The 2,723-nt window shown below is 72.5% G+C and carries 2 protein-coding genes; one reads left to right on the top strand and one right to left on the bottom strand.

Going from position 1 to position 2,723, the window contains the following annotated elements; translation table 11 throughout:
• A partial coding sequence (locus tag J0670_RS35205; protein WP_207816600.1) for a SpoIIE family protein phosphatase occupies positions 1 to 1,757 on the top strand: 1,757 nt, incomplete at its 5' end.
• A gap of 55 nt (positions 1,758 to 1,812) precedes the next feature.
• On the opposite strand, the gene J0670_RS35200 is transcribed toward J0670_RS35205, so the two are convergent.
• Positions 1,813 to 2,532 carry a hypothetical protein gene (locus J0670_RS35200; RefSeq protein ID WP_207816598.1) on the bottom strand — a complete coding sequence of 240 codons (720 nt, stop codon included), beginning with the start codon at positions 2,530 to 2,532 and terminating at the stop codon, positions 1,813 to 1,815.
• Between the last annotated feature and the right edge of the window lie 191 nt (positions 2,533 to 2,723).

Here is a 2,723-nt window from a genome sequence, read left to right as displayed (position 1 = left end):
GGGCCGAGCACGCCTCCGCCGCCGTGCCCGTTCCCGCCCCCGCAGGCGCCGCCGGCCCGCCGACCGGGCGGCTGGGCCCGTTCCTCACCAACGGCCAGGCCGGCGAGCAGCTGGCCCTGCTGAACGAGGTCGGCGGCAAGGTCGGCACCACCCTGGACCTCGGCTTCACCGCCCACGAGCTGTGCCAGGTGCTGGTCCCCCGGGTCGCCGACTTCGCCTGCGTGGACCTGGTGGACGGGCTGATCTCGGACTCCGAACTGCCGGCCGCCCGCCCGGACGACGACACCATGCTGCGCCGGGTCGCCCTGGCCTACAACGAGGCCGTCGGCGTCTGGGACCACGTGCTCTCCGAGGGCTCGCTGGTCAGCATGCCCCGCCGGACCCCGCCCGGGATGGCCCTGCAACTGAACCAGCCGGTGCTGGTCCCGGTGGTCAGCGCGGACGTCGCGGTCGACTACGCGATCTCGCTCGGCGGCGCCCGGCTGGCCCCGGTGGTCTCCGGCCGCTCGATGCTGGTGGTGCCGCTGTCCGCCCGCGGCACCGTGCTCGGCATCCTCAAGCTGCTCCGGCTGCCCGACCGCGCCCCCTTCGACGAGAGCGACGCCGCCACCCTCAAGGAGCTGGCGGTACGGGCCGCGCTGTCGCTGGACAACGCCCGGCTGCACCGCGCCGAGTCCCGGGTCGCCACCACCCTGCAGCGCTCGATGATCCCGACGCGCCCCCCGCAGATCCCCGGCGTGCAGATCGCCCACCGCTACCTGCCCGGCGACCCGAAGGCCGAGGTCGGCGGCGACTGGTTCGACGCGATCCAGCTGCCCGGCAGCCGGGTCGCCCTGGTGGTCGGCGACGTCATGGGCCACGGCCTGCACTCGGCGGCCGCGATGGGCCGCTTCCGCACCGCGATGCAGACCCTCGCCGCACTGGACCTGCCGCCCGGCCAGCTCCTGCGCCACCTGGACAACCTGGCCCAGAAGCTCGGCGACGACCACCTGGCGACCTGCCTCTACGCGGTCTACGACCCGATCAACCGGACCTGCGAGCTGGCCAGCGCCGGCCACGTCCCACCCGTCCTGGTGCACCCGGACGGCACCGGCGAGCTGCTGGAGATCCCGGCCGGCGCACCGATCGGCGTCGGCGGGGTGCCGTTCGTCGCCAAGACCATCGACGTCTCGGACGGCTCGATGCTGGTGCTGTGCACCGACGGCCTGGTCGAGGTCAGGGGCGGGGACATAGGAGCCGGCCTGGCGGCGCTGTGCGGCAACCTGATCGACCCGCAGCAGAGCCCCGAGCAGGCCTGCGACGAGGTGCTGCGGCGGCTGCACACGGACGACCGCAAGGACGACGTCGCCCTGCTGGTGGCCCGCTTCGACGGGGTCGCCCCGTCCGAGGTGGCCACCTGGGACCTCAGGGTGGACCACCGGGAGGTCGGCCGGGCCCGCTCGCTGGTCCGCGAGCAGCTGGCCGCCTGGCACCTGGAGGCGCTCAGCGACACCACCGAGCTACTGGTCAGCGAGCTGGTCACGAACGCCGTCCGGGTCGCCCGGGACACCGTCCAGCTCCAGCTGATCCGGGTGGACAAACTGCTGGTCGAGGTCAGCGACGACAACCACAACCTGCCCTCGCTGGAACCGGCCGAGCAGCTCGGCGAGACCGGCCGCGGCCTCACCCTGGTCACCAAGCTCGCCGAACGCTGGGGCACCGCCCGCAAAGCGGTGGGGAAGGTCGTCTGGTTCGAACTCCCCCTCCCGCACGCGTGAGAGCCGCGTACCGGCACGACCGGGTACGCGGCCCACACGCCGGGTGAAGCGTCCCTCAGGGGATGACGGCCCCCGCCGCACTGCGCCGCCGGGCCTCCACCGCGACCTCCCGGGAGGCGACCGCGGCCACCGAGGTGGCGGCGCCGACCCCGGCCAGCACCCGCGGCCAGAAGTCCCCGAAGACCTCGACCGAGACCGCGATCAGCAACGCGGTGATCACCGCGACCACGTGCTCCAGGCCCGCCAGGTTCGGCAGCACGACCGCCTCGCCGACCATCAGCACCACCACCAGGGCGGCGGTGAGCCAGGCCCGGGTACGGAACGCGATGCAGATCGCCAGCGCCACCACCGCGGCCGACGGCCCGGTGTCCCGCACGTAGGCGACCCACTTCGGGAACCCGAACAGGTGGCCCGGCCCGATCGCCACCCCGACCCGGGCGAACAGCGTGCCCGCCAGGGTGCAGGCGTAGGCGACCACCAGGGTCATCCGCCGGCCGAGCACGATCTCGGCGATCGCGAAGACCACGAACACCTGGGCCAGTGCCCCCCACACCGGCAGGTCCAGGGCCGGCACGTACAGCGACAGCGGCGTCCGCAGCAGCGAGACCTCCAGCGGCAGCGCGGCCCGCACCACCCCGATGTGGCTGACGAAGCGCTCACCCCCCGGCAGGTGCTGGACGATGCTGAACAGCAGGATCAGAAACGTCGCCAGCGTGGCCAGCGGAACAGCGGCGAACTTCTTCCGGACCACCGCGTTCCGGACCGTCAGGTACAACGTTCCCCACTCGGCGACAGCGGCCGTTCTGGCTACCGCCAGCGGCCCCTTTCGCACGCCCCCCGTGTGGGTCCTGTGATTCACAACAGTTTCTCCCGAATCCCGAACTTCTCAACCGCTCCAACGACTTCTCGGCTTCTCCAACATTAGAAGCCTGTTAACAAATCCACATCGGCTCGGATGGGGATAAG

Source organism: Streptomyces sp. FH025 (genome assembly GCF_017427025.1).
Taxonomy (GTDB): domain Bacteria; phylum Actinomycetota; class Actinomycetes; order Streptomycetales; family Streptomycetaceae; genus Kitasatospora.
The sequence above is the reverse complement of the archived record's forward strand: the minus strand, read 5'-3'. Positions and strand labels throughout refer to the sequence as shown.